The 19791-nt window shown below is 65.6% G+C and carries 25 protein-coding genes; 14 read left to right on the plus strand and 11 right to left on the minus strand.

The features are described 5' to 3' along the window. Positions 1 to 121: 121 nt before the first annotated feature. The 6 genes from EKM57_RS15840 to EKM57_RS15865 form a co-directional block, all read right to left on the minus strand. Entirely contained in the window at positions 122 to 1030 is a 909-nt protein-coding gene (locus EKM57_RS15840; protein WP_129793502.1) for a ParB/RepB/Spo0J family partition protein, read from the minus strand. Continuing rightward, on the minus strand, positions 1027 to 1809 hold the full coding sequence (locus tag EKM57_RS15845; RefSeq protein WP_129793503.1) for a ParA family protein: 783 nt from the start codon (positions 1807 to 1809) through the stop codon (positions 1027 to 1029). Before EKM57_RS15845 ends, EKM57_RS15840 begins: the two co-directional genes overlap by 4 nt. Beyond that, the gene (rsmG, locus tag EKM57_RS15850) at positions 1806 to 2441 is read right to left on the minus strand and encodes a 16S rRNA (guanine(527)-N(7))-methyltransferase RsmG (RefSeq protein WP_129793504.1); all 636 of its coding nucleotides are present in this window, start codon (positions 2439 to 2441) and stop codon (positions 1806 to 1808) included. The genes EKM57_RS15845 and rsmG overlap by 4 nt, the downstream gene beginning before the upstream one ends. After that, a complete protein-coding gene (gene mnmG, locus EKM57_RS15855; RefSeq protein WP_129793505.1) occupies positions 2441 to 4294 on the minus strand; it encodes a tRNA uridine-5-carboxymethylaminomethyl(34) synthesis enzyme MnmG in 1854 nt (617 codons plus the stop codon). Before mnmG ends, rsmG begins: the two co-directional genes overlap by 1 nt. 97 nt (positions 4295 to 4391) lie before the next feature. Continuing rightward, positions 4392 to 5690: a tRNA uridine-5-carboxymethylaminomethyl(34) synthesis GTPase MnmE gene (gene mnmE, locus EKM57_RS15860; RefSeq protein ID WP_129793506.1), complete on the minus strand. Its 1299-nt coding sequence runs from the start codon at positions 5688 to 5690 to the stop codon at positions 4392 to 4394. 5 nt (positions 5691 to 5695) lie between these two features. After that, a complete protein-coding gene (locus tag EKM57_RS15865; RefSeq protein ID WP_129793507.1) occupies positions 5696 to 5935 on the minus strand; it encodes a DUF6489 family protein in 240 nt (79 codons plus the stop codon). A 75-nt stretch (positions 5936 to 6010) separates the two neighbouring features. On the opposite strand from EKM57_RS15865, the gene EKM57_RS15870 reads away from it, so the two are divergent. Further along, positions 6011 to 6709: a dienelactone hydrolase family protein gene (locus EKM57_RS15870; RefSeq protein WP_129793508.1), complete on the plus strand. Its 699-nt coding sequence runs from the start codon at positions 6011 to 6013 to the stop codon at positions 6707 to 6709. Positions 6710 to 6912: 203 nt separating this feature from the next. Here EKM57_RS15870 and EKM57_RS15875 read toward each other — a convergent pair whose 3' ends face one another. The 4 genes from EKM57_RS15875 to hemE form a co-directional block, all read right to left on the minus strand. After that, positions 6913 to 7653, minus strand: coding sequence for a TerC family protein (locus EKM57_RS15875; RefSeq protein WP_129793509.1), 741 nt, complete (start codon positions 7651 to 7653; stop codon positions 6913 to 6915). A 92-nt stretch (positions 7654 to 7745) separates the two neighbouring features. Beyond that, positions 7746 to 9002 carry a transcription termination factor Rho gene (gene rho / locus EKM57_RS15880; protein ID WP_129793510.1) on the minus strand — a complete coding sequence of 419 codons (1257 nt, stop codon included), beginning with the start codon at positions 9000 to 9002 and terminating at the stop codon, positions 7746 to 7748. A gap of 178 nt (positions 9003 to 9180) precedes the next feature. Beyond that, on the minus strand, positions 9181 to 9633 hold the full coding sequence (locus EKM57_RS15885; RefSeq protein WP_129793694.1) for a CopD family protein: 453 nt from the start codon (positions 9631 to 9633) through the stop codon (positions 9181 to 9183). Then, complete coding sequence (hemE, locus tag EKM57_RS15890) at positions 9633 to 10661, minus strand: uroporphyrinogen decarboxylase (RefSeq protein ID WP_129793511.1); 1029 nt, start codon at positions 10659 to 10661, stop codon at positions 9633 to 9635. The genes EKM57_RS15885 and hemE overlap by 1 nt, the downstream gene beginning before the upstream one ends. Before the next feature lie 374 nt (positions 10662 to 11035). Here hemE and EKM57_RS15895 point away from each other — a divergent pair, with 374 nt between their 5' ends. The 10 genes from EKM57_RS15895 (at position 11036) to EKM57_RS15940 (ending at position 17363) form a co-directional block, all read left to right on the plus strand. After that, entirely contained in the window at positions 11036 to 11857 is an 822-nt protein-coding gene (locus tag EKM57_RS15895) for a pyruvate, water dikinase regulatory protein (RefSeq protein WP_129793695.1), read from the plus strand. Further along, positions 11854 to 12495 (plus strand): nucleoside triphosphate pyrophosphatase, encoded by a 642-nt coding sequence (locus EKM57_RS15900; protein WP_371414154.1) that lies wholly within the window; start codon positions 11854 to 11856, stop codon positions 12493 to 12495. Before EKM57_RS15895 ends, EKM57_RS15900 begins: the two co-directional genes overlap by 4 nt. Then, positions 12495 to 13088 carry a dephospho-CoA kinase gene (gene coaE / locus EKM57_RS15905; RefSeq protein ID WP_129793513.1) on the plus strand — a complete coding sequence of 198 codons (594 nt, stop codon included), beginning with the start codon at positions 12495 to 12497 and terminating at the stop codon, positions 13086 to 13088. Before EKM57_RS15900 ends, coaE begins: the two co-directional genes overlap by 1 nt. Positions 13089 to 13095: 7 nt before the next feature. Beyond that, complete coding sequence (gene dnaQ / locus EKM57_RS15910) at positions 13096 to 13803, plus strand: DNA polymerase III subunit epsilon (protein WP_129793514.1); 708 nt, start codon at positions 13096 to 13098, stop codon at positions 13801 to 13803. 125 nt (positions 13804 to 13928) lie between these two features. Beyond that, positions 13929 to 14507, plus strand: coding sequence for a ribosome hibernation-promoting factor, HPF/YfiA family (gene hpf / locus EKM57_RS15915; protein ID WP_129793696.1), 579 nt, complete (start codon positions 13929 to 13931; stop codon positions 14505 to 14507). 64 nt (positions 14508 to 14571) lie between these two features. Then, positions 14572 to 15039, plus strand: coding sequence for a PTS sugar transporter subunit IIA (locus EKM57_RS15920; RefSeq protein WP_129793515.1), 468 nt, complete (start codon positions 14572 to 14574; stop codon positions 15037 to 15039). After that, positions 15029 to 15499: a PaaI family thioesterase gene (locus EKM57_RS15925; RefSeq protein WP_129793516.1), complete on the plus strand. Its 471-nt coding sequence runs from the start codon at positions 15029 to 15031 to the stop codon at positions 15497 to 15499. Before EKM57_RS15920 ends, EKM57_RS15925 begins: the two co-directional genes overlap by 11 nt. A gap of 25 nt (positions 15500 to 15524) precedes the next feature. Continuing rightward, positions 15525 to 15863 (plus strand): DUF1491 family protein, encoded by a 339-nt coding sequence (locus tag EKM57_RS15930; RefSeq protein WP_129793517.1) that lies wholly within the window; start codon positions 15525 to 15527, stop codon positions 15861 to 15863. A 241-nt stretch (positions 15864 to 16104) separates the two neighbouring features. Continuing rightward, a complete protein-coding gene (locus EKM57_RS15935) occupies positions 16105 to 16752 on the plus strand; it encodes a cell wall hydrolase (protein WP_129793518.1) in 648 nt (215 codons plus the stop codon). Between the two features lie 113 nt (positions 16753 to 16865). Then, complete coding sequence (locus tag EKM57_RS15940; protein ID WP_129793519.1) at positions 16866 to 17363, plus strand: MmcB family DNA repair protein; 498 nt, start codon at positions 16866 to 16868, stop codon at positions 17361 to 17363. A gap of 40 nt (positions 17364 to 17403) precedes the next feature. Here the strand turns inward: EKM57_RS15940 and EKM57_RS15945 are convergent, their stop codons facing one another. Further along, positions 17404 to 17961: an ankyrin repeat domain-containing protein gene (locus EKM57_RS15945; RefSeq protein WP_243451084.1), complete on the minus strand. Its 558-nt coding sequence runs from the start codon at positions 17959 to 17961 to the stop codon at positions 17404 to 17406. Positions 17962 to 18038: 77 nt separating this feature from the next. On the opposite strand from EKM57_RS15945, the gene EKM57_RS15950 reads away from it, so the two are divergent. Genes EKM57_RS15950 through EKM57_RS15960 form a run of 3 tightly spaced genes read left to right on the plus strand, consistent with a single transcriptional unit; the run spans position 18039 to position 19784 of the window. Next, positions 18039 to 18647, plus strand: a complete 609-nt coding sequence (locus EKM57_RS15950) for an SCO family protein (protein WP_243451085.1) — start codon at positions 18039 to 18041, stop codon at positions 18645 to 18647. Next, positions 18644 to 19075 carry a YcgN family cysteine cluster protein gene (locus EKM57_RS15955; RefSeq protein WP_129793522.1) on the plus strand — a complete coding sequence of 144 codons (432 nt, stop codon included), beginning with the start codon at positions 18644 to 18646 and terminating at the stop codon, positions 19073 to 19075. Before EKM57_RS15950 ends, EKM57_RS15955 begins: the two co-directional genes overlap by 4 nt. Before the next feature lie 49 nt (positions 19076 to 19124). Then, on the plus strand, positions 19125 to 19784 hold the full coding sequence (locus EKM57_RS15960; protein ID WP_243451086.1) for a M48 family metallopeptidase: 660 nt from the start codon (positions 19125 to 19127) through the stop codon (positions 19782 to 19784). Positions 19785 to 19791: the final 7 nt, after the last annotated feature.

Genomic DNA, 19791 nt, shown 5'->3' on the forward strand with positions numbered 1-19791 from the left:
CCGCTCGTGCTGGGCGGATGCCCGTTCCGGAGAACTCCGGCAGCTTATCCGCAGACGATGGAGCGGAACGCCTCATCATCTGCATTCCTGACGAACGCCTATCTGTATGGCAAGCGGCTGATCAGAATTTGTCGCCGCTGAGGCGCTGGCAGATCATGTCGAGCTGGTCGAGCGTCGAGTAAGCGAGGGTGACGGCGCCGCCTTTTGGCGTATGCTTGATCGTGACCTTGAGCCCGAGCAGGTCCCCGAGTTGCCGTTCGAGCGCGGCGATGTCGGCATTGGCGCCCTTGATGGGCAGCGGCCGCTGTCGGGTGGGCTTGCCATCGCGCGCAAGCTGCTCCGTCTCGCGTACCGACAGGCCGCGCCGAGCCACCTCCTCGGCGAGTACCTCAGGATCCGGCGCGGTAATCAGCGCGCGGGCATGTCCCATCGTCAGCTCGCCGGCGCCCACCATCACCTGAATCCGAGCAGGGAGGTCGAGCAGACGGACCAGGTTGGCGACATGGCTGCGCGACTTGTGGACGATACGGCTCAGTTCTTCCTGAGTATGGCCATATTCCTGCATCAGCCGTCGATAGCCCTGCGCTTCCTCGATCGGATTGAGATCCTCGCGCTGGATATTCTCGATGAGCGCGATCTCGAGCGTCTCTTCCTCGCTGAAATCGCGGACGATGGCCGGAATCTCATGCAGCCGTGCCTTCTGCGCCGCGCGCCATCGACGTTCTCCAGCGACGATCTGGAAACGGTGACCGTGCGGCCGCACCAGGATCGGCTGGACGACGCCGCGCGCGGCGATCGACTCGGCGAGTTCGGCGAGCGCCTCCTCGTTGAAGATGCGGCGCGGCTGGCCCGGATGGGGTTCGATACTTGCGATCGGGATCAAGCGGACGTCGCCTCGGGGCGCGCCATCGCCGCCGACCGGGGCTTCCTGCACGGCGTCACCAAGCAGAGAGGAGAGCCCGCGGCCGAGGCCGGATGGACGCTTGCGTCCTTCGGCGGAAACCGCGCGGCGGCGTGCTTCGTCGCTCATGCCGCCTCCGCCTTGCGCGGCAGCCGCGCGATCAATTCGCGCGCCAGCGCGATATAGGCTTCCGAACCGGGGCAGCGGTGGTCGTAGATCAAAGCAGGGATTCCGTGGCTCGGCGCCTCGGAGAGGCGGACATTGCGCGGGATGATTGTCTCGAAGACGGTGCTGCCCAAGCAGGCGCGGACATCCTCCGCGACCTGAGAAGACAGATTGTTGCGACGGTCATACATGGTGAGGGCGACGCCGAGGATCGAAAGCTCGGGGTTGAAGCGGGAGCGGATCCGCTCGACCGTCTGGAGAAGTTGGCTGAGCCCCTCCAGCGCGAAGAACTCGGCCTGCAGCGGCACCAAGATCGCATTGGCGGCGACGAGGGCATTGACCGTGAGGAGACCGAGCGAAGGCGGGCAGTCGATCAGGCAGACGTCCCATCGCACGTCCGATATGCTGTCGAATGCGGCATCCAGCCGGTGCGTTCTTTGTTCGAAATCAATGAGTTCTATTTCGGCGCCGGACAAGTCGACCGTTGCCGGCACGATATCGAGACGGGGGACCTTAGTCGGCACCACCGCTTCGTCGAGCGTGTTCTGGCCGGTCAGCAGCTCGTAACTCGACCGATCGCGCAAAGCATGGCCGATGCCGAGGCCGGTCGAAGCATTGCCTTGCGGGTCGAGGTCGATCAGCAGCACTCGACAGCCGGTCGCGGCGAGCGCGGTTGCGAGATTGATCGCGGTCGTCGTCTTCCCGACTCCGCCCTTCTGGTTGGCGACCGCGATTCGGATCATCTTTCCATCCTCTTGGCCTTTCGGCTTACCCCCTCGGCGACGATGATGGCGGATTCGGCGTCGGTGAAGCTCGGCTCGAGATGGAAACCACCCTGCCACGAAGGATCGAGCGCTTCCAGTTCGGACTGCGCATTTCGTCCCTTTGGCAGGATCCAGACCGTCTTTGCTGTGGAAAAGCGTGCGCCAAGGCCGAGCAGGCGGGGCAGCGCCGCGAAAGCGCGGGCGCTGATCACGTCGAAAGAACGGGGAGGAACGCGCTCGACGCGGGCGCCCACGACTTCCACGTCCACCCCGAGACACTCTGCGGCCCGAATGAGGAATTCGACGCGAAGCCGCCTTTCCTCGACGAGCGTGACGGGGCCCCGATGAAGCAAAGCGACGATGAGCCCGGGGAAGCCGGCGCCGCTGCCGAGGTCGACCCAGCTCGCTTCCGTCGCCGGCGCGAAGCGGAGGAGCTGCGCCGAGTCGACGATGTGACGGTGCCACAGATGATCGAGGCTGGCGGCCGAGACGAGGTTTTGGCGCGCATTCTCTTCCCGGAGCAGACGGGCGTAGGCATCGAGCCGGTCCAATGTTTCACGTGAAACATCGTATCGGACAGCGAGCCAAGCCCGTGCCTCCTCCTCGTTCATCAGGCGGCCTTGCGACGCCGGGCGTGGACGAGAATAGCGGCGAGGGCGGCAGGCGTGATGCCGCGTATTCTTCCAGCGGCGCCCAGCGTCGACGGCCGGGCTGTCGTGAGCCGTTCGACCATCTCGCGCGAAAGGCCAGGGATCGAGCCGAAGTCGAGTTCGGCCGGGATCTTCACCGCCTCGTCGGCGCGTAGCCGGGCGATCTCCCCTTCTTGTCGCGCAAGATATGGCGCGTAGACATGATCCTGGACTGCCTCTTCGAGCCTCGCCGGGTCGACGTCTGCCAGAGCAGGGCACAGCCGGATCAAAGCGAGCGAGCCGAGCTCAGGATAGCGAAGCCAGTCGGTCAGGGGCCGGGCGGCACCGTCACCGCGGACCACGACGCCGGCCGCGTTCAACTCCCTGGCCGTGAACCGCTGCTCGAGCTCGGCTTCGATCTTCGCCCGGGCAGAACGGCCCGCTTCGAAATGGCGGCGTCGCTCGGGCGAGACGCAGTTCAAAGCGATGGCGTGAGGCGTCAGGCGTGCCTCGGCATTGTCGGCCCGCAGCCTCAGCCGATACTCCGCGCGGGCGGTCAGCATCCGATAGGGTTCGGTGACACCCTGGAGGACCAGATCGTCCACCATGACTCCGATATAGGAGTCGCTGCGGTCGAACAGCACCGGGGCGGCGGCGCCGACCCAGGCGGCTGCGTTGAGGCCAGCAACAAGCCCCTGCGCCGCCGCCTCCTCATAGCCGGTCGTCCCGTTGATCTGCCCCGCAAGATAAAGGCCATCGACGTCGCGGACGCCAAGGGTCGGCTCGAGGATGCGCGGATCGACATGGTCATATTCGACCGCATAGCCGGGCTGGGCGATCTCGGCGCGCTCCAGGCCGGCCATGGTGCGGATCATGGCGAGCTGAACCTCCTCGGGCAGGGACGTCGAGATTCCGTTGGGATAGACGAGAGGATCGTCGAGGCCTTCCGGCTCGAGAAAGATCTGGTGCCCGTCGCGATCGGCGAAACGATGGACCTTGTCCTCGATCGACGGGCAATAGCGCGGCCCGATCCCTTCTATCTCGCCGGCGAAGAGAGGCGACCTGTCGAGATTGACGCGGATGATTTCGTGGGTCCGCGCATTGGTCCGGGTGATGGCGCAGAAGAGCTGCGGCGCGACGCGGCCCGGGCCCATCGACGACATGGTCCAGCGGTCCGCGTCCGACTCCTGGCGCTCGAGAGCGGCCCAGTCGACCGTCCTTCCGTCCAGCCGCGGAGGCGTACCGGTCTTGAGGCGGGCGAGGGGGAGGCCAAGCGCGCGAAGCTGGCCGGCCAAGGCCGTCGCGGCCCGCTCGCCGACCCGCCCGCCGGCGCAGCTCGACAGGCCGAAATGAAGCTTGCCGCCAAGGAAGGTGCCGGTGGCGAGAATCACCGCCTTTGCCTTGAGTTCGCGCCCATCCGCGAGGGTCACGCCCGTGACGCGCCGTGCGTCGAGGCACAGGGCCGCCGCTTCGCCTTCCACGATGTAGAGACCGGCCTGGCCACCGACCAATCGATGAATGGCGTCTTTGTAGCGCCGCCGATCGGCCTGGATGCGGGGACCGCGCACGGCGGCGCCTTTGCTGGCATTGAGCATCCGGTAATGGATCGCGGCCTCATCCGAGGCGCGGGCGATCAGTCCATCGAAAGCGTCGACTTCACGAATGAGATGGCCCTTGCCAAGTCCCCCCATCGCCGGATTGCACGACATGGTTCCGATCTGGTCGCGGCTGAAGCTGAGCAAGGCCGTCGCCGCACCCAGGCGCGCCGCGGCGGCCGCCGCTTCGGTGCCGGCATGGCCGCCGCCGACCACGATGATGTCGAAGCTGGATCGCACGGGAAGCGATCTAGGCACTTGTTTCACGTGGAACAATGAAAAGCTGGCGCCGGCGGCCAGGGAGCGGCCGCTGCGTGCGCGGCCTGAGACGGCTCCTTCACTTTCCGATGCAGAATCGGCCGAAGAGCGTATCGAGCATGTCCTCCACCCCGGCGCGACCGGTGATCCGGTCCAAGGCCCCGAGGGACTGCCTCACCGCCTCGGCGGCGATCAGGAGGTCGCAGGCGGCGGCGCCTTCGACCAACCATTCCCTAACCTCGGCAAGCAGGGAACGGTGACGCGCGTTGATCGCCACTTCGCCTTCCGCGGGGAGCAGGGCTCGCGAACGTTCCACCAGAAGATCGATCAGCGAATCGATTCCGGCACCTGTTTTCACGGATACCGCCACGTCGGTTCGCAGGTCGGGCGGTGTTAGGTCGGACTTGGCCTGAACCAAGATCGAACGGGTGGGATCCGGACACGAATCGGGGCTGCCGAGCCAGAGGACCAGGTCCGCCGCCTCAAGCGAGGCGCGCGCCCGTTCGACGCCGATCGCTTCCACCGGATCGCCGCTCTCACGCAGGCCGGCCGTGTCCACCAGCAGGAAAGGCGAGCCACCGATCGCCGTCGGCGCCTCGACAAGATCCCGGGTCGTCCCGGCGATCTCCGACGTGATCGCCGCTTCCCGCCCAACCAGTACATTGAGAAGACTGGATTTTCCCGCATTTGGAGGGCCAGCGATGACGACTCTGAGCCCCTCGCGAAGCCGCTCGACCGATGGACGTGCCAGCCACTTTTCAATCTCGGCGCCCAACGCCCGAAGATCCGCCGCGACGCCTTCGCGTCCGGTCGGGACGTCGCCTTCGTCGGAAAAGTCGAGGTCGGCCTCGATCCGCGCCGCCGCGCCGAGCAACCGCGCCTGCCAGGCCTCGACCTGGCGGCCGAGCGCACCACCGGCAAGCGCCAGCGCAGCGCGGCGCTGCGACTGAGTTTCGCTGAACAGAAGGTCGGCAAGCCCTTCCGCTTCGCTGAGATCGATCCGCCCATTCTCGAAGGCACGTCGCGTGAACTCGCCGCCCCTGGCCGGCCGCAGGCCTTCCATCGTCCCGAGCGCGGCGAGCACCGCCGCGACGACGGAACGGCCACCATGAAGCTGCAGCTCCGCGACATCCTCGCCGGTCTCGCTGTGCGGCGCCGGAAAATGCAGGACGAGCGCCTGGTCGAGTGGCTCGCCTCCATGACGCAAGGTGGCGAGCCGGGCCATGCGCGGCCGAGGTAGCGACCCGGCGAGCGCCTCGAGCGCGGCCGGGGCGCGCGGTCCGCTGATCCTCACGACCGCAACGGCCGCCGGCGGAGCGCCGGAGGACAGGGCAAAGATCGTGTCGCGCGGCGTTTCGCCGGCCCCGGGTGACGGCACCGCGCTCAGCGTCCGGCCTTTCCCATCTGGTCGAGCATCTGACGCCACATGCCGAGGCCTGCTTCACTCATCGGTCCCCAGGCCTTCATCATCTCGGCGAACGCCTCCGGTCCGGGGGCGGCTGCTTCGCCCAAGGCGGACTTCATCTTCTCGATATAGGCTTCGTGCACGGCCGAGAGGTCGGGTAGGCCGAGAAAGCGCCGCGCCTCCTCAGGCGTGCAATCAACATCCACCGTGACCTTCATCGCACTCACCTCTCCGGCAATTGCCTCACCGCCTCTATGGCGATACTTCGCCGGTTCGCAAGCAGGGAGGAAGGGATGGCGATGATCGAACTCTCCACTCTGGAAGGCGACGCCCGGTTCGGTGCCTGGCTCGCCGAACCCGACGGTGAGCCGCGCGGCGCGATCGTCGTCATCCAGGAGATATTCGGCGTCAACGAAGGTATTCGCCGAAAGTGCGCCCATTGGGCGAGCCTCGGCTATCTCGCGCTCGCACCCGACCTGTTCTGGCGGATCGAAGCAGGCGTCGAGCTCGATCCCGACGTGCCCGAGCAGTTTGAGCAGGCACTCGCCCTGATGCGGAAGTTCGACCAAGACCGGGGAATCGCCGACATTGAGGCCGCGATCCGGGAGGCCAGACGGCGGATGGAGGAGGGCCGAAAGGTCGGCTGCGTCGGCTACTGCCTCGGTGGTCGGCTCGCCTTCATGACGGCGACCCGCACGGACGTCGACGCCACCGTTGGCTATTATGGTGTCGGCCTCGACGATCTTCTCGGAGAGAAGCACGGTATCGCCCGGCCCTTGCTGCTCCACATCGCGGGCGCCGACCATTTCGTGCCGCCCGAGCAGCAGGAGGCGGTCCACCAAGGGCTGGACGATCATCCGCGCGTGACGATCCACGATTATCCCGGCCAGGACCACGGCTTCGCCGCCGAGATGGGCAAGAGGCGCAGCGAGGACGCCGCGAGTCTGGCCGACAGCCGGACCGAGGTCTTCTTCGCCGAGCATGTCGGGTAACTTCTAGTCGACGCTCCGTCGCCGACACCGCACTTTCTTCCGAAGTCTCCGGTCGGCGCCAAAGAACATCACGCTGTCCGGTCAGCGAGATTCCGGCCAGTATCCGGAAACTAGCGGTGCCGCGTTGGCTGACAGCAGCGGCCGAGCCCTCAGGATATGTCGGCGAACAGGCGACCGGGAAGGGGCTGCGATAGGACCTGCGCTCACTCGGTCATGTTGGCGGCGACTTCGGGCCAGAAATATTGCAGCACCCCGACCTCCTGGTCGACGAAGCCGTCATAGATCATCCGCCCGGCCACCCAGACGATCACGACCAGGCCTACCCAGGCGATCCAGCGGTAGCGGTCGATATATTTGGCGATGAAATTGGCGGCGAGGCCCATCAAGGCTACCGAAAGCAGCAGGCCGATGATGAGGATGCCGGGATGATCGCGCGCAGCTCCGGCCACGGCGAGAACGTTGTCGAGGCTCATCGACACGTCGGCGAGCGCGACCGCCCAGGCAGCGCCGGCAAAGCTCTTGGCGGGCCTGAGGCCACTATGCTCGTCACCTTGGATTTCCGCAGAGCCGTGCGATTCGCCGCCGTGGCGGATCTCGCGATACATCTTCCACGACACCCAGAGCAGAAGGACGCCGCCGGCCAGAATCAGGCCGACGATCTGCATGAGCTGCGTGACGAGCAGCGCGAAGACGATCCGCAGCACCAGGGCCGCGATGATTCCGATCAGGATCACCTGCCGCCGCTGATGGGCCGGCAGGCCCGCGGCCAGCGCGCCGACGACGATCGCATTGTCGCCGGCGAGCATGATGTCGATCATCAGCACCTGGCCGAAGGCCGCCAGCGCCGCCGGCTCGGTGATATTCGAGAAATCGTGGACGATCGCGTTCCAGATGCCGCCGAGCCCCTGGATACTCGCGGACAGGTTCAACAGGGAGTCGAGCATCGGCTGTTCGTCCGCTCCTTGAGTGTCAGTTCATATGGCCGGCGCCGGCCGGGGCGCGCCATGATCGGAGATCAGGCGAACGCCCCAGCGGCTCACTGGTTCATCGAAGCGAAGAAGTCCTCGTTGGTCTTCGAGTCCTTCATCTTGTCGAGCAGGAATTGCATCGCGTCGACCGTGCCCATCTGCATGAGAATACGGCGAAGCACCCACATCTTGGAGAGCGTGCCCTGCTCGACGAGCAACTCTTCCTTGCGGGTGCCGGACTTGCCGACATCCAGCGACGGGAAGATGCGCTTGTCCGAGACCTTGCGGTCGAGGACGATCTCGGAATTGCCGGTGCCCTTGAATTCCTCGAAGATCACCTCGTCCATCTTGGAGCCGGTATCGATCAAGGCGGTCGCGATGATCGAGAGCGAGCCGCCCTCCTCGATGTTGCGCGCCGCGCCGAAGAAGCGCTTCGGCCGCTGCAGCGCGTTGGCGTCGACGCCGCCGGTCAGCACCTTGCCCGAGCTCGGAACCACCGTGTTGTAGGCGCGACCGAGGCGGGTGATCGAATCGAGAAGGATGACGACATCCTTCTTGTGCTCGACGAGCCGCTTCGCCTTCTCGATTACCATTTCGGCGACCTGGACGTGGCGACTAGCGGGCTCATCGAAGGTCGAGGAAATGACCTCGCCCTTCACCGAGCGCTGCATGTCGGTGACTTCCTCGGGCCGCTCGTCGATCAGCAGCACGATCAGGAAGACCTCTGGATGATTGTCGGTGATCGCCTTGGCGATGTTCTGCAGCAGCACTGTCTTGCCGGTGCGCGGCGGCGCGACGATCAGTGCGCGCTGGCCCTTGCCCTGCGGCGAGATGATATCGATCACGCGCGCCGACTTGTCCTTGACGGTTGGGTCGAGCGTGTCGAGCCGAAGCTTCTCATCCGGATAAAGCGGTGTGAGGTTGTCGAAATTCACCCGGTGACGGACCGCGTCCGGATCGTCGAAATTCACCTGGACGACACGGACGAGCGAGAAATAACGCTCTCCATCCTTCGGTCCGCGAATCTCGCCTTCGATCGTGTCGCCGGTTCGCAGTCCGAACTTCCGGACCTGGTTGGGCGAAACATAGATGTCGTCCGGACCGGCCAGATAATTGGAATCGGCAGATCGCAGGAAGCCGAATCCGTCCTGCAATACCTCGATCGTGCCCTGACCCATGATCTCGTCGCCGCGCTCGGCGCGTACCTTTAGGATCGAGAACATCAGCTCCTGCTTGCGCAGGGTCGAGGCGCTTTCGACGCCGAGCTCTTCCGCCATGGCCACGAGCTCGGCTGGTGTCTTCTGTTTCAAGTCATTGAGATGCATACGCGTTTCTCGGTTTGAGAAGGGGATTCTGGGCACCGAATGCTCAGAGAATGGAACTGTGGGGCGGCTCGGACCCGCGCGGACGGCGGGCAAACGACTGAACCCGCGTTATGCTCCGGCCGATTTCAAGTCAAGCAAGCGACTCGAGCAAGTGAAGCGAAGGCCTGTTTGCGCGCCTTCAGAACGGTCGGACGATCACCAGGACGACGATCAACACGACCGCAATCCCCGGAATCTCATTCATCATCCGGAGCGTCCGCCCGCTGATCGGCCGGGCGCCCGAAGCCAGCTTGCGGCCATAGCCAACCATCCAGCCGTGATAGCCGGACAGTGCGAGGACCAGAGCGAACTTGGCGTGGAACCAGCCTTCGCTCCAGGCCCCGGTCACCCAAGCCAGGCTCAGGCCAAACACCCAGACCAGGAGGATCGCCGGCGTGATGATGATATTGCGCAGCTTCCGCTCACGGTCGATCCACTTCTGCTCTTCGTCGGATCCGGGGGCCGCCTCCTGATGATAGACGTAGAAGCGAGGAAGCATGAACAGGCCCGCAATCCAGAAGATCACGAAGATGACGTGGCCAGCCTTCAGCCATGCGTAGGTCAAGGTCAGCGCCGCTCCCAGTTCACCGATCACGCCTGGCGCACCAGAGCGACGAGCCGTTCGACATGGGCGATCGGCGTTTCTTTGATAATTCCGTGGCCGAGATTGAAGATATGCGGCCTCCCCCGGAGCCTAGATAGGATGCGCTCCACCGCGCTTTCAAGCGCTTCGCCGCCGGCAAGCAGGGCAAAAGGATCCAGATTGCCCTGGACAGGCAGATCATCCGGAAGATCCGCCACCGCTACGGCCGGATCGACGGTCTCGTCCAGGCCGATCGCCCCGACCTGGGTCTCGCGCGCATAAGCCGCGAGCTTGCCGCCGGCGCCCTTGGGAAAGCCGATCACCGGCACGCCCGGGTGCCGCGCCTTCAGGGCCGCGACGATCCGCGCCGTCGGCGCGATCACCCAGCGCTCGAACTGCGCCGGCGCAAGGCTCCCGGACCAGCTGTCGAACAATTGCACTGCGTCGACGCCGGCTGTGATCTGGCCGGAAAGATAGTCGATCGTCATGTCGGCAATCGCGTCGATTATCTCGCCGAAGGCCGTGGGATCTCGATAGGCGTGAAGTCGGGCCTCCGCCTGCTCGCGGCTTCCCTGGCCAGCGACCATGTAGGTCGCAACCGTCCAGGGGCTGCCCGCAAAGCCCAGAAAAGTGGTTTGCGTCGGCAATCGGGCAGCCACTTTCTCCACAGTATCGTAAATCGGCTGCAGCCGCGCCTCCACGCGCTCCAGCGAAGCGAGCGCGGCATCGACCAGACGCGGCGAAAGACGCGGACCTTCGCCGGCTTCGAAGGCCAAGTCCTGGCCGAGCGCGTGCGGCACGATCAATATGTCGGAAAACAGGATCGCACCGTCGAAGCCGAACCGGCGGATCGGCTGAAGCGTGATTTCGGCTGCGGCTTCACTGTCGAAGACAAGTTCGAGGAATCCGCCCTTCGCCTCGCGCAAAGCCCTGTACTCGGGCAGGTACCGTCCGGCCTGGCGCATCAGCCAGAGCGGAATAATGTCCGTTTTTCCGCCACTTAATACGGACAGCAAGGGCTTGTTCTGCACGGGCATGAGAGCCGGTCGGTCTCCCTCCTCTTATCTTCTATAGGTTAGAATCTAAGAGTCTGATGAGATTAGTAGGGGGCGGAGAAGCGGGGTTTATGGCTTCGCACATCTTTTGCCAACAGCTTGACTCGCCTGAACCGGCGGCAATCCGGGGAGTCGCTCTTGCGATCCCCGCGATCCACAGGCTGGGGGCGGAATCCAGGCACTGTTCGTCAAGCTGTGGATCGGTTCGGAGGATGCGGGGACTAAACCCGTCCTTGATGTTGTGCGCAGGCTTCCGCTAGCGATTTCCCCATGGTTTTCCACAGGCCCAATCCTCCGGCCGCGGCCGGCTTCGAAGCTGCATGGACACAAGCCGCATGGACAAGGGTATCGCGAGGGTGAAGCAGCTTCACCTCCACCTCCTCTCGGATTCGACCGGCGAGACGCTCGACATGCTCGCCAAGGCCTGCCTCGCCCAGTTCGACAATGTCGAGGCGATCCCGCATCTCTGGCCGATGGTACGGTCCGAGGGACATCTCGACCGGGTTCTCGACGATGTCGCACGGCGGCCCGGCCTGGTCCTCTACACCGTCGTCAATCCAACCATCAGGCGGGAACTGGAGCAGAAATGCCGCCGCCGCTCCATTCACGCGGTGTCGGTGCTCGATCCGGTGATCGACGCGCTTGCGGCGGTCAGCGGCGAGCAGGCCAAGGGCCGTTCGGGCCGCCAGCACGTGCTGGACGCTGCCTATTTCGCGCGGGTGGACGCCATTCAGTTCACCATCGCCCACGACGATGGGGTCGGCCCGGAAAACTGGGAGGAAGCCGACATCATCCTGGCGGGCGTGTCACGCACGTCCAAGACGCCGACCAGCATCTATCTCGCCAATCGCGGCTACAAGGTCGCCAACGTGCCGCTGGTCCCGCAATCGCCTCCGCCCGATGCCTTGTTCCAGGTGAAGCATCCGCTCGTCGTCGGGCTTACCACCAATCCGGAGAGGCTGGTCCAGATCCGGCGCAATCGACTGCTCTCGCTGAACCAGGCGCCCGAGACCGACTATGTGGACATCGAGGCAGTCAATGCGGAGCTCGCCTTCGCGCGGCGCCTCTTCGCCGACAATGGATGGCCGGTCATCGATGTCACTCGCCGTTCGATCGAGGAATCGGCGCTGGCGATTGTCAAACTCTATAGCGAACGGCTGGAGCAGGCAGCGGAGTGAATGCCCTGTCACCGCCTGGCGCCGGCCTTCCGATACAGCCCAGGACAGGGCTGCTGCTGGCTTCCCGGAGCGAGGCCAGGCACCGGATGCTCCAGGCCGCCGGCGTCGCCTTCGAAGCCGCCGACGCCGAACTCGACGAGTCGGAGGCGAAGGTCGGCCTCGTCGCGGCGGGATTCGAGCCGCGCGACCTGGCCGAGATGCTCGCCGAGATGAAAGCGCGCAGCGTGCGGGCCCCGGGCGATGCGCTCATCCTCGGCGCGGATCAGGTTCTCGAACAGGACGACGGCTCCATCCTGAGCAAGCCCGCCTCGCGTGAGGACGCGCTGGCGCAGCTCCGATCTCTCTCCGGCCGGACTCATTTCCTCCATTCCGCGGCGGCGATCGTCGAGCGGGGGGAGCGGGTCTGGGGACGTACCGAAACCGTGGCGCTTCGTGTCCGCCCGCTGAGCGATTCCTATCTCGAGGATTATCTCGACCAGGAATATGAGCAGATCCGCTTCTGCGTCGGCGGCTATCGAATCGAAGGTCCGGGAATCCAGCTTTTCGATGAGATAGACGGAAGCCATTTCGCCATCCTGGGTCTACCGATGCTGCCTTTGCTCGCCTTCCTGCGCGAGCGTCGGATCCTTCCCCGCTGATGGTCGTGCTCGGCCTCACCGGGTCAATCGGCATGGGGAAGAGCACGGTCGCGCGAATGTTCGCCGAGCATGGCGTGCCGGTGTTCGACGCGGATGCCGTCGTCCACCAGCTCCAAGGCCCTGACGGCGCTCTGCTCGCCGACATAGAGGCGGCATTTCCCGGCACCACCTCCGGGCGGGGCGTCGACCGCGGCGCGTTGGCCGAACGCGTGCTCGGACGGCCCGACGCGCTGCATCGGCTCGAGGCTCTGGTCCACCCCGCGGTGGCACTCGAGCGAGAGGCCTTCCTCGAACGCCACCGCGACGTGCCGCTGCTCGTGCTCGACATTCCCTTGCTGTTCGAGAAGGGGGGATGGAATCTCGTCGACAAGGTGGCGGTGGTATCCGCCCCCGCCGAGGTTCAGCGCGATCGAGTCCTTGGCCGACCCGGCATGACGGCAGAGAAATTCGAGCGCATCCTTTCCCTGCAAATGCCGGATTCCGAGAAAAGGGCGCGAGCCGATTTCGTGATACCCACTGGCGGCACGTTCGAGGAGACTCGCGACTCGGTTCGCCGCATCATCGCTTGCCTCTCGCCGGCTCACGATTCATAGAATCGGTATGCGTGAGATCGTCTTCGACACGGAAACCACCGGACTGAGCCCTCAAAATGGGGACCGGCTGGTCGAGATAGGCTGCGTCGAGCTCTACAATCGAGTCGAGACGGGCCGGACCTTCCACTCCTATTTCAATCCTGGCCGCCCAATGCCTTCAGAGGCCGAAGCGGTGCATGGGCTCAGCGATCGATTCCTCGCCGACAAGCCGTTGTTCGGTGAAATATGCGAGGACCTGCTCGAGTTCATCGGCGATTCGCCACTGATCGCTCACAATGCCACATTCGACTTCGGATTCATCAATCACGAGCTCGGGGCATGCGGCCGCCCGACTGTCTGCGTGTCTCGAATGGTGGACACGCTGACATTGGCGCGTCAGCGTTTCCCTGGCGCAAAACACAGCCTGGACGCGTTGTGCACGCGCTTCGGCGTCGATCGTTCGCTCCGGGTCAAGCATGGCGCGCTGATCGACGCGCAACTGCTCGCCCAAGTCTATGTCGAGTTGACCGGCGGCCGTCAGATCGGGCTCGGCCTGGTGGCGGAGATCATCGAAACCGAGGATCCGGTGCCCGGCGAGCGCCCCGGCACAAGCGAGACGATGATCGTGGCGATGATCCGGCCACCGAGGCCGCACGCCCCGAGCGAAGAGGAGCTTGCGCGGCACGCGGCTTTCGTCGCGACGATCAGCGATCCGATCTGGCGTCGGGTCGGCTAACGCGCCGCCGACGAGCATGTGCCGGCGTCGGCTGCAAGATTCATGGGGGTGCTTCCGTCAGGTGCGGTTGACGGCAAGCGGGGCCGACGCCTAAGTCCCGCGCCGAACGCGTTGCGGAGCAGATGATGGACATTCGCGTCTCCGGTCACCAGATCGACATCGGTGAGTCGCTGCGAGGCCATGTCGAAACCCGCCTGAACGCGGTAGCCGAAAAGTATTTCTCGCGCGCCATCTCGTCGCAGGTGACGTTCGGCAAGGGGCCGTACGACCACAGTTTTACCTGCGACATCGTCGCCTATGTTCCGCAGGGCGTCGTGCTCAAGGGACATGGCGGGGCGGCGGACGCCCACGCCGCCTTCGACCAGGCGGCGGACAGGATCGAAAAGCAGCTCCGCCGCTACAAGAGGCGCCTCAAGGACCGGCACGCGCAGAGCGCCCATGCCGAGGCGGTCGCCAGCGCGATCGACGCTTCCTACACGGTCTTCGCCCCACCCGCCGACGAGGAGGAGCCGGTCGACAACCCGCCGATCGTGGCCGAAACCCGAGTCGATATTCCGGAAGCCAGCGTTTCGGACGCGGTGATGCTGCTCGACCTGCGCAACACCAATGCGCTTCTGTTCCGCAACAGCGGCACCGGCAATTTCAACATGGTCTATCGACGAGGGGACGGAACGATCGGCTGGGTCGAACCGCAACGCGACTAGCAAACCGCCTCCCGCCGCCAGATCCGTTTCTTTCAGGGGCCGACGCCCCCTTCCGGTGCATCCCATGACCGACCTTTCAGACATCGTCACGATCGAGGCCGTCGAGGCTGATTTCTCGGCGGCCAACAAGAAGGCTCTGTTCCAGCACCTGGCGGCCGCGGCGGCGCGGCTCACCGGGCTCCCGTCCAAGCAAATCCTCAAGGCCGTCAACGAGCGCGAGAAGCTCGGATCGACCGGCTTCGGAAACGGCGCCGCGATCCCTCATGGGAAGGTGGACGGGCTGGGCCGAGTCTTCGGCTATTTCGCCTGCCTTTCGGCGCCGATCGACTATGACGCCGTCGACGACCTGCCGGTCGACCTGATCTTCCTTCTCTTGTCCCCGCCGGACGCCGGCGTGGACCATCTCAAGGCCCTCGCCTCGGTGAGCCGCGCGTTTCGTGACCGGCAGACGCTCGAGAAACTGCGCGGCGCGCGGTCCAAGGACGCCTTGTTCGCCCTGCTCGTCGGCGAGGAAGAGCGAGATGCCGCCTGAGGACGGCGGTCAGCGAGGAACAGGCGAGGTGGCGCATTTCCGAGCGCTCGAATCGCTCTACCGCAGCGCGCCTATCAACGACCTGTTCCGTTCCGAGATGGAAATCGTCGAAGCGGGGCTGGTGCGAATCCGGTTCGACATCGATCCGGCCGCCTTCCACGCCGCCGGCGCGGCGCACGGCACCCTTTACTTCAAGATGATGGACGATGCCGCTTTCTACGCCTGCAACAGCCTCGTCAGCGATCGATTCCTGCTGACCACCGCCTTCAATCTGTTCTTCACGCGCCCGCTCAAGGAGGGGCCGGTAACCGCCGAAGGTCGCTGGATCAGCGGCCGCCGCCGCGTTTTCGTCGGCGAGTCGCGCCTGCTCACCGGTGACGGCGAGGAGGCCGGTCGCGGCACCGGCACCTTCATGCGGTCGCGCATCCCATTGTCCAGCCTGGACGGCTACCGCCCATGAACGCTGCCGGCCGTCGGCTCGGGTGATGCAGCCGCGGCTCGCAAGCTCCGTCTTGGTCGGCGCCTTGCTCCGCCTGGCGGAGTCGGAGGGCGGCTTCGGAATGGTGATCGCGAAAGGCGATCCGACGGCGGGATCCATCCTGGTGATTCTGCTCGAGCGTGGGGCCAAGCCGCGCTGCTACGAGCGCCTGCTCCATCCCGACGGCAACTATGCCTGGGAAGAGACTCGCCAGCAGCCGCCGGAGGCGGGGGCGCTTCGGGAATTCCTCGCGCGCCGCCGCCAATTCGATCCGGATCTGTGGATCATCGAACTGGATGTCGCGTCGGCCGAACGGTTCGCCGCTGAAATGAACTCGTTCAGTTGACCCTGGCCTGCGGCGCAGGCAATCCCCGGCCTGCACTTCAGGCGCATGAGCGGGGGTCGTCCGTCTTCAGGGTTACAGGCGGCCACGCGAGTCGGGGGGCGATCAGGGTGATGCTTGCATCCGGCCTGCGATCGACTCACCGCACAGAATAGAGTTTCCATTGCGACTTTCCGTCCGCACCGCGGCTTTTGCCGCGGCTGCTCTTTCGTTTTGCGCGATCGCCGGCTTCACGGCGCCGACCATGGCCTCCGAGGCGAAGGTCGACCCGGCGGTCTCCTATATCGAGCATGCCGGGAGCCAGCTGAGCTCCGGGTCTCTCGGCCTCAACGATCCCCGGGCTGAAGGCCCTTCGATCGAACCAACTCTTTCCGGAACGCCGGTCGCGATGCACGCGATGGCTCCGGCGCTGCCCGCCCCGGCACCCACCCTTGCCCCGGCCGTCGTCCAGTCGGAAGAAGATGAAGAGGCGCTGGAAGGCCGCCCCCTTTCCGAACTGGTCGCCGAGTTTGCGAGCCGCGAGACGACGGACGAGGAAACCGACTGCCTCGCCCGCGCCGTTTATTTCGAATCGAAAGGCGAGCCGCTGACCGGCCAGCTGACCGTTGCCGAGGTCATCATCAATCGGGCCGAATCGGGCCGCTTTCCGTCCACGATTTGCGGCGTGGTTCGCCAGCGCGGACAATTCTCCTTCGTCCGCGGCGGCCGCATCCCGACCCCACCGCCGGGCTCGCGCGACTGGCGCACGGCGGTCGGAGTCGCCCACGTGGCGATGCGCGACCTCGCCGACGGCGGCGCGCCCAGAGCCTTGTTCTTCCACGCGCGCCACGTCCGTCCCGGTTGGCGTTTGACCCGCGTCGCCACGGTGGGGAATCACATCTTCTACCGTTAAGCTCCGCCAGGAGCTCATGGCCCGCTCTCCAGTGCCCGGGGGAGCGGGCCCTTTCTAGTGCGCGCGTGCGGGGGTGTCTTTCACTCGTTCCCCTTTCATTCTACCCTCCCGCCATGGCCACCCAAAGCGAATCGCGCGCCGATCCCTGCTTTTCCGACATGCCGCTCGTGGCGCAGGACGTCGCCCGCGGCGTGACCCGCTTGTTCTTCCGCTCCGATCTGTTCGCCTTGTGCGAGGTCCCGCTGCCCAACGGCCGCCGCGCCGACATGATGGCGATCGGGCCCAAGGGGCAATTGGTGATCGTGGAGATAAAAGTGTCTCGGGCGGACCTGCTCGGCGACCAGAAATGGTGCGACTATCTCGATTATTGCGACCGCTTCTTCTGGGCGGTGCCTACCGGTTTCAGCCTCGAGCCGTTCGACGGCGACGGGCTCGGCCCGGACTGTGCCGGGCTGATCGTGGCGGATCGCTATGACGCAGAGGTCATCCGGGACGCACCCGATCGCCCGCTGGCCGCGGCGCGGCGCAAGGCCGAGACGCTGCGATTCGCCCGCCGCGCCGCGCGACGGCTGGCCGGCGACCTGGATCCGGGACTGGCCGGCCTGGACTGAGGCTCCAGCCTGCCCTCGAACGACTCATCGGAAAGTCGAGCTATTCCAGTTCGCGGAGGATCGCGGCCGCGCGGCGGTCCTGCCGGGCATAGTCCAGCGCGGAATAGCCGGCGACGTTGTCGGTCTGATTGGGATCTGCGCCCTGGCCTCGCAGCAGCCGCACCATCGTGAGATCGCGCCGCTGAACCGCGAAGATGAGCGGAGTCTCGCCGCGACTATTGCCGAGATTCGGATTGGCGCCGCGCGCAAGGAGCTGCTCTGCGCCTTCATACCAGCCGAGTTGCGCGGCGAGGATCAGCGGCGTCGTGCCGTCGTTGCTCTGCAGGTCGGGACGCGCGCCCCGGGCAAGCAGGAAGGCGAGCCAGTTCAGGTCCCGCCCTCGAGTGACGATGTGCAGCGCGCCTTCGCCGCTCGCGCCTTCGCGGGCATTGATGACAGCGGGGTTAGGCGTGGCGACGATGCCCTGCACGGTGTCACCGTCGCGTTCGCGGACGGCCTTGAGGAAGTTGAAGCTCTCGGAAAAACCCTGCGCGGCGACCGGCGTCGCCGGCACGGCCAGGACCGCCAGGGCGGCCGCGGCGAGAGCGAGAGGATTCATCCAGCGCATCGTCTTGAAATTCCCCGCATCCATTCGGCTTGATTGATTGGCCTTAGCAAAGCATGGCTGCCCCTGTCATGAATGAAACCGTCCGCCGGACTCTCGCCGCTCCGCTCGTCTTGCTCTTCGCCTTGCTGCTCGGTGGGTGCCAAAGCGATCCCGGTGCGCCGCCGCTCGAGGGCGCCTCGATCGGTGGTCCTTTCACCCTCACCAGCCATCAAGGCCGGCGCGTTAGCGACTCCGAATTCGCCGGCCGCTACCGGCTCGTCTATTTCGGCTACGCTTTCTGCCCGGACGTCTGCCCGGTCGACCTGCAGGTCCTGGGCGCCGGCCTCCGCGCCTTCGAGCAGGAAAATCCCGAACGCGCCGCACGGGTCCAGCCGATCTTCATCACGGTCGATCCGGCGCGCGATACGCCACAGGTCCTTCGGGACTATGTCGCCAATTTCCATCCCCGGCTGATCGGACTTACCGGCAGCGAGGAAGAGATAGCGAGCACCGCCCGCAGCTTCGGCGTCTATTATCGGCACGGCGAGCCGCCCGAAGGTGGCGACGCCGATTCGTATCTTGTCGATCATTCACGCATGATCACCCTGTTCGGACCGCAAGGCGAACCCATCGCCATCGTCCCCCACGACCAGGGACCCGAGGGAGTCGCCCGCGAGCTGGATCGGTGGGTGCGATGAGGGACCGCTTCTGGGAGCGACCGCTCGACGACCTCAATAGGCAGGAATGGGAAGCGCTGTGCGACGGCTGCGGCAAATGCTGCCTGCACAAGCTCGAGGACGACGTGAGCGGTGAGCTCCACGCGACCAATGTTGCCTGCCGGCTGCTCGACCGAACGACATGCCGGTGCAGCAACTACAAGCTGCGGCGGGTGTTCGTGCCGGACTGCGTGCGTCTCGACGCCGCCAGTCTCGGGGAAATAGACTGGCTGCCTTCGACCTGCGCCTATCGCCTGAGATCGGAAGGCAAAAAACTTCCGGACTGGCATTATCTCGTCTGCGGCGATCGGGACGAGGTCCATCGCACCGGAATGTCGGTGCGCGGCTGGACCATCTCGGAGGACGAAGCGGGCGAACTCGAGCACCACCTCGTGGATCGTGAGCTCTAGGGCGCCAAAGCCGCCGCCGACGGGCGACCTCCTCTTGGGGGGCATCGCGGTGACGCTTCGAGTTTCCCCGCGCGCCAGCCGGATGCGGCTGCGGGTCGATCCGAGAACCCGCGCGGTGCTGCTGACGGTACCGCGCCAAGTGTCGGCTCGGCGCGCCCTGGCCTGGGCCGCCGGCCACCGGGACTGGGTCGAAGCCACGCTGGCCGCGATCCCGTCTGGGACGCCGATTGGGCCCGGCGCCGAAGTGCCGGTCCAGGGCCGGCTTCACCGTATCGACTGGGCCGCAGGGCGGCCCCGGCGGGTGGACCTTTCCGACGGGCGGCTGATCGCCGGCGGCCCGATCGAGGGGCTTGAGCCGCGAATCCTGCGCTGGCTGAAGGGGCGGGCTTTGACCTTCCTCGAAAGAGAAACCCGAGTCCTCGCGGAGAAAGCCGGGGTCGCCATCGCCCGTGTGGGTGTCGGCGACCCCGTCTCACGCTGGGGCAGCTGCTCGAGCAGCGGCACGATCCGCTACAGCTGGCGGCTGATCATGGCGCCCGACTTCGTTCGCCAGGCCACGGTCGCGCACGAGGTCGCGCACCTCGTCCACATGAATCATTCGCCCGCCTTTCATGCGCTGGTCGAATCCCTGCTCGGCTGGGATCCGAAGCCGGCGCGGGTCTGGCTCCGGAGGGAAGGCGCCGGGCTGCACCGCATCGGCAAAGCCTGAATAAGGC

Origin of the sequence: Sphingosinicella sp. CPCC 101087, assembly GCF_004151485.1 — a bacterium.
GTDB lineage: Bacteria > Pseudomonadota > Alphaproteobacteria > Sphingomonadales > Sphingomonadaceae > Allosphingosinicella.

Bases quoted from the DNA above. Each gene is read 5' to 3' on its own strand.
- EKM57_RS15925 (WP_129793516.1), top strand. From the start codon at position 15,029: ATGCCGCCTGAGGACGGCGGTCAGCGAGGAACAGGCGAGGTGGCGCAT.
- dnaQ (WP_129793514.1), top strand. From the start codon at position 13,096: ATGCGTGAGATCGTCTTCGACACGGAAACCACCGGACTGAGCCCTCAA.
- EKM57_RS15940 (WP_129793519.1), top strand. From the start codon at position 16,866: ATGGCCACCCAAAGCGAATCGCGCGCCGATCCCTGCTTTTCCGACATG.
- EKM57_RS15935 (WP_129793518.1), top strand. From the start codon at position 16,105: ATGGCCTCCGAGGCGAAGGTCGACCCGGCGGTCTCCTATATCGAGCAT.
- EKM57_RS15845 (WP_129793503.1), bottom strand. From the start codon at position 1,809: ATGATCCGAATCGCGGTCGCCAACCAGAAGGGCGGAGTCGGGAAGACG.
- hpf (WP_129793696.1), top strand. From the start codon at position 13,929: ATGGACATTCGCGTCTCCGGTCACCAGATCGACATCGGTGAGTCGCTG.
- EKM57_RS15930 (WP_129793517.1), top strand. From the start codon at position 15,525: ATGCAGCCGCGGCTCGCAAGCTCCGTCTTGGTCGGCGCCTTGCTCCGC.
- EKM57_RS15875 (WP_129793509.1), bottom strand. From the start codon at position 7,653: ATGCTCGACTCCCTGTTGAACCTGTCCGCGAGTATCCAGGGGCTCGGC.
- EKM57_RS15840 (WP_129793502.1), bottom strand. From the start codon at position 1,030: ATGAGCGACGAAGCACGCCGCCGCGCGGTTTCCGCCGAAGGACGCAAG.
- hemE (WP_129793511.1), bottom strand. From the start codon at position 10,661: ATGCCCGTGCAGAACAAGCCCTTGCTGTCCGTATTAAGTGGCGGAAAA.
- EKM57_RS15955 (WP_129793522.1), top strand. From the start codon at position 18,644: ATGAGGGACCGCTTCTGGGAGCGACCGCTCGACGACCTCAATAGGCAG.
- EKM57_RS15920 (WP_129793515.1), top strand. From the start codon at position 14,572: ATGACCGACCTTTCAGACATCGTCACGATCGAGGCCGTCGAGGCTGAT.
- EKM57_RS15870 (WP_129793508.1), top strand. From the start codon at position 6,011: ATGGCGATGATCGAACTCTCCACTCTGGAAGGCGACGCCCGGTTCGGT.
- EKM57_RS15865 (WP_129793507.1), bottom strand. From the start codon at position 5,935: ATGAAGGTCACGGTGGATGTTGATTGCACGCCTGAGGAGGCGCGGCGC.
- EKM57_RS15950 (WP_243451085.1), top strand. From the start codon at position 18,039: ATGAATGAAACCGTCCGCCGGACTCTCGCCGCTCCGCTCGTCTTGCTC.
- rsmG (WP_129793504.1), bottom strand. From the start codon at position 2,441: ATGAACGAGGAGGAGGCACGGGCTTGGCTCGCTGTCCGATACGATGTT.
- EKM57_RS15945 (WP_243451084.1), bottom strand. From the start codon at position 17,961: ATGAATCCTCTCGCTCTCGCCGCGGCCGCCCTGGCGGTCCTGGCCGTG.
- coaE (WP_129793513.1), top strand. From the start codon at position 12,495: ATGGTCGTGCTCGGCCTCACCGGGTCAATCGGCATGGGGAAGAGCACG.
- rho (WP_129793510.1), bottom strand. From the start codon at position 9,002: ATGCATCTCAATGACTTGAAACAGAAGACACCAGCCGAGCTCGTGGCC.